The sequence below is a fragment of the Albidovulum sp. genome, assembly GCF_049646345.1.
In the GTDB taxonomy this organism is placed as follows: domain Bacteria; phylum Pseudomonadota; class Alphaproteobacteria; order Rhodobacterales; family Rhodobacteraceae; genus Albidovulum.
In genome coordinates, this window is record NZ_JBARVQ010000455.1 from 1 (window position 1) to 4,155 (window position 4,155).

At 65.2% G+C, this 4,155-nt stretch carries 3 protein-coding genes and 1 pseudogene; 1 reads left to right on the top strand and 3 read right to left on the bottom strand.

From position 1 onward, the window contains the following. Window positions 1-103: 103 nt before the first annotated feature. The 3 genes from chrA to WBB85_RS11355 form a co-directional block, all read right to left on the bottom strand. The gene (chrA, locus tag WBB85_RS11345) at window positions 104-1,336 is read right to left on the bottom strand and encodes a chromate efflux transporter (RefSeq protein ID WP_432638725.1); all 1,233 of its coding nucleotides are present in this window, start codon (window positions 1,334-1,336) and stop codon (window positions 104-106) included. After that, window positions 1,333-2,133, bottom strand: coding sequence for a chromate resistance protein ChrB domain-containing protein (locus WBB85_RS11350; RefSeq protein ID WP_432638726.1), 801 nt, complete (start codon window positions 2,131-2,133; stop codon window positions 1,333-1,335). The genes chrA and WBB85_RS11350 overlap by 4 nt, the downstream gene beginning before the upstream one ends. 115 nt (window positions 2,134-2,248) lie before the next feature. Beyond that, window positions 2,249-2,917: a DUF1194 domain-containing protein gene (locus WBB85_RS11355; protein WP_432638727.1), complete on the bottom strand. Its 669-nt coding sequence runs from the start codon at window positions 2,915-2,917 to the stop codon at window positions 2,249-2,251. 193 nt (window positions 2,918-3,110) lie between these two features. Here WBB85_RS11355 and WBB85_RS11360 point away from each other — a divergent pair. Continuing rightward, window positions 3,111-4,155, top strand: a pseudogene (locus WBB85_RS11360) (glutamine-synthetase adenylyltransferase); the annotation flags it as partial.

Here is a 4,155-nt window from a genome sequence, read left to right on the forward strand (position 1 = left end):
GTCGTGCTCATTTTGTCGTCAATGCCCCGAAAATCACTGTCGGTCAGCATAAGGGATTCGAACCGGATTGAAAGGGCCCTTGCCGCCGATGCGCGGTGCTTTGTCAAAGCACCAGCGCAAGGGCCACGCCGGTTGCGGCCGCGAGCCCCAGAACCGCGATCAGGTTCCAGTGGCGGGCAAGCAGAAGCCAGCCGCAGATCACGGCGATCAGGGCGGGCTGCCATTGGAATGAGGTGATATCAGGAAGTGGAAGAGAGCCGCTGCTGCCCATGCGGGCAAAGAACAGATGCAGCGCGAACCAGATCGCCAGATTGGCGATCACGCCCACGACGGCGGCACTGACGCCTGACAGGGCAGAGGCCAGACGCGGGCGCGCGGCGATCCATTCGATATAGGGCGCGAAAGCGAAGACCCAGAGAAAGCAGGGCACGAAGGTGACCCAGAGCGTCAGTGCTGCCGCCGCGATGGCCAACCCCGCGCCGCCCTGTTGCGCTCCGGCAAGGTAGCCCACGAATTCGGTCACAAGGATCAGCGGCCCCGGCGTCGTCTCGGCCAGTCCCAGCGCGTCCATCATCTGGGGCGTGGTCAGCCAGCCATAGTCCTGAACAACCGTCTGGGTCATATAGGCCAGAACCGCATAGGCGCCGCCAAAGGTGACGACCGCGAGTTTTGAGAAGAAGAGCCCGATCTCGACAAGAAACCCCTGCCCGAAAAGGGCCAAGACTGCGATGGGCCCCCACCAGAGGCCCAGCCCGGTGCCAATGGTCAGGGGGAGGTGCGGATTGGCGGGGCGGGGCATTGCCTTGGCCGGGGCGCGCGGCAGAAGCACCGCGCCCGCGATGGCGGCGGCAAGGACGATGGCGGGGAAGGGCAGGTTGAGGGCAAAGATCGCGATGAAGGCCAAAACCGCGATCGCATAGGCCGCACGGGCCTTCAGCGCCCGCTTTGCCACCTTGATCAGCGCCTCGATCACGATCACCACGACCGCCGCCTTGACGCCAAGAAACAGCGCCGCGACCAGCGGCACCTGTCCGAAGGCGGAATAAAGTGCCGCGAGGGTCAGGATCACCGCCGCACCCGGCAGCACGAAAAGCCCGCCTGCGATCAGCCCGCCCCTGATACCACCCAGTTTCCAGCCCGCATAGGTGGCAAGCTGCATTGCCTCGGGTCCGGGCAGGAGCATGCAGAAGGAAAGGGCGCGCAGGTATTCCTCCTCGCTCAGCCAGTCGCGCTCTTCCACCAGTTCGCGGTGCATCAGCGCGATCTGCGCCGCAGGTCCGCCGAAGGAAAGGACACCGATCCGGCCGAAGACCGTCCAGAGCTGCCGATCACTCATACCTTGCGCCCCGCTGGCCAGTCATGGCCTTCGTCGAACCCGTCGCGGGCCCAGCGGTAAAGCGCGTCATACATCGCCATTCCGGCCTCAAGCTGTTCCAGATCGTCCTTGTATTGCCGCGAAAGCCCGACCGATAGCGCCAAAAGCCCGGCCGCTTGCGGGGCAAGGTCTTGGCGGTCGGTATCGGCCCCGCGCACCACCAAAGCCAGCCGGTCGAGAGGCTCCGTATGCAGGTGAAAGTCGTCGAGCAGGGCGTCGAATGAACACTTGTCGCCGCGATGTGAGAATGTGACGCCCTCGATGTCGAAGGGAATCGCGCCGAACTTCTCGGCCACTGACGGAACCTCGGCCGGGGCCACGAACAGGAACTGCGCGCCGGGGTCGATGAAGCGGCGGATGAGCCAGGGGCAGGCGATGCGGTCGATCTTGGGCCGGTGCCGTGTGACCCAGAGGTGCGTGCCGGGTAGGGCGGCGGCGGGGATTACTGGTAACCCGGCTGCCTGCCATGCAAGAATGCCACCCTCCAGCGTTTCGGACCCTATCCCGTGGCAGCGCAGGATCGCTGCCGCGCCTTCCGACAATTTCAGACCTTTCTTGCAGATCACGACCGCATTGCGGTCGCTGATTTCCGAAACAAGCTCGGCGATCCGCGCATAGGGATGACGGCGGGAACCGGGGATCAGATACGGATTGTCGGCAAAGTCGTCGTCCATGCAGGTGTCAATCAGGACGGGACAGTCGGGCGTACCGATCAGACGGGCGAGTTGGGCGGGGGATATGGAGCCGAAGCCGGGCATGTTGCATCCTTTCGTGGAGCGTTGAAGGATGCGACGCTTCTGGCCGTGGCCTCACGGGGCGCGGTCGCGGGCCCCATGGGTCAAACGTGGCACGGCTCGGGGCTCTACGTCAAGGTCAGCCCAAAGGCTTGGCCACCTCGCGCAATATCTTCGCGCGGATCGCGCGGGGGTAATCCTCCAGCCCGCGCGCGGTCATGACAAAACCCTGACGGGTGACGATGAAACGCCGGTAATATTCGGTGATGGGGGAACCGCGCCCGACATCCTCGATGGCGACGGCATTGATGTTCGCCCCGGCCTCTGCCGCCGCCCGGCGACCCGCCGACAGGGACGCGCCCGCGTTCTGCGGCCCATCGCCGGAGATGTCGATCACCCGGCGGCGACAGTCGGACACGGCGTCAAACTGCGCCGCAGAAAAGCCAATTGCTTCGCCCACCGCGGTGTCCGAGCCGGAATAGGCGCGCTTCAGGCCCCGCGCCCTGTCGGCAAAGCTGCGGACTTCGTCATAAGACAGCATGCGCCGCCATGGCAGAACGGCTGCCTGTTGTCCGGTGCCGGACCACTGCACCACGGTCAGCGCGACCTGACCGAGAACCAGCGCATCGGCAATCTCGGGATCGCCCAAAGCATCGGCAAGGCCCTGAACCTGCAACCGGTATTCGCCCCGGTCAATGGAGCCCGACACGTCGATGGTCAGGACCAGTGCAGTGTCGCAGCCATGGGCCGGTTGCAGCGCCGCAAGGGTCAGACCAGTCGCAAAAAGCAGGGGGCGTACGTGTTTCATGGGTGGATGATGGCGCTGTGGCGGGGTTCCGGCAAGTCTTCGCTGCGTGCGATAATGTGTCGCCGGATCACCCCCCTCCCATCCCCTCCCCACGAGGCGGGGGGAGCCACCTGGCACGGGCGGGCCATCTTTCCGTTTCGCCGGGGGCGGCACCGGTCATTGACGCGGCCTTGGCCGCCGCTAGTGTCGGCGCATGAGCTTTGCCGCACGCCTGACACGTTGCCCCATCCCCCATGACCTTGCCCGGACCGAAGAGGTGCAGGCCCGGTTTGCCGGGCTTCAGCCAGAGTTGCGGGCGCTTCTGGAAGGGGCCGCCGGGTGCAGCCCCTATCTGGCAGGTCTGATGGCACGGGAGGCCGACTGGCTGGAACCTGCCTTGGCGGGCGTGCCAGAGGCGGCGTTGGATGCTGCCCTTTCTGGTTTTGACGATATGACAAGCGAGGCACTTGGCCCCGCCCTCCGCCAGGCCAAGGCGCGGGTGGCGCTTCTGGCGGGGCTTGCCGATCTGGGCGGGGTCTGGGCGCTGGAACAGGTCACCGGCGCGCTGACGCGGCTGGCCGATCTGGCGGTGCATCAGGCGCTGCGCGCCCTGAGCGCCGATGAGATCCGGCGCGGCAAGGTGCCGGGTGCCGTACCCGAAGATGCCGAAACCGCCGCTGGCATCGTAGCCATTGCCATGGGCAAGATGGGCGCGGGTGAGCTGAACTATTCCTCGGATATCGACCTCATCTGCCTGTTTGACGAAACCCGCTACGATCCGGGTGACGCGCAAGAGGCGCGGGCCGCCTTCATCCGGGTGGTGCGCAGGATGGCGGCGATGCTGTCGGATCTGACGGCAGAGGGCTATGTCTTCCGCACCGATCTGCGGCTGCGCCCCGATGCCTCGGTGACGCCGGTCTGCATTTCGATGGCCGCCGCCGAACAATATTACGAGGCGCAGGGAAGGACATGGGAGCGGGCGGCCTATATCAAGGCGCGGCCCTGCGGCGGGGATATTGCGGCAGGTGAAAGGTTCCTGAAGACCCTGACCCCCTTCGTCTGGCGCAGGCATCTGGATTTCGCGGCCATTCAGGATGCCCATGACATGCGCCTGCGCATCCGTGAACACAAAGGGCTGCGTCAGAAAATTATGCTCGAAGGCCACAACATCAAGTTGGGGCCGGGCAGTATCCGCGAAATCGAATTTTTCACCCAGACCCGCCAGATCATTGCAGGTGGTCGTGATCCCTCTTTGCGCG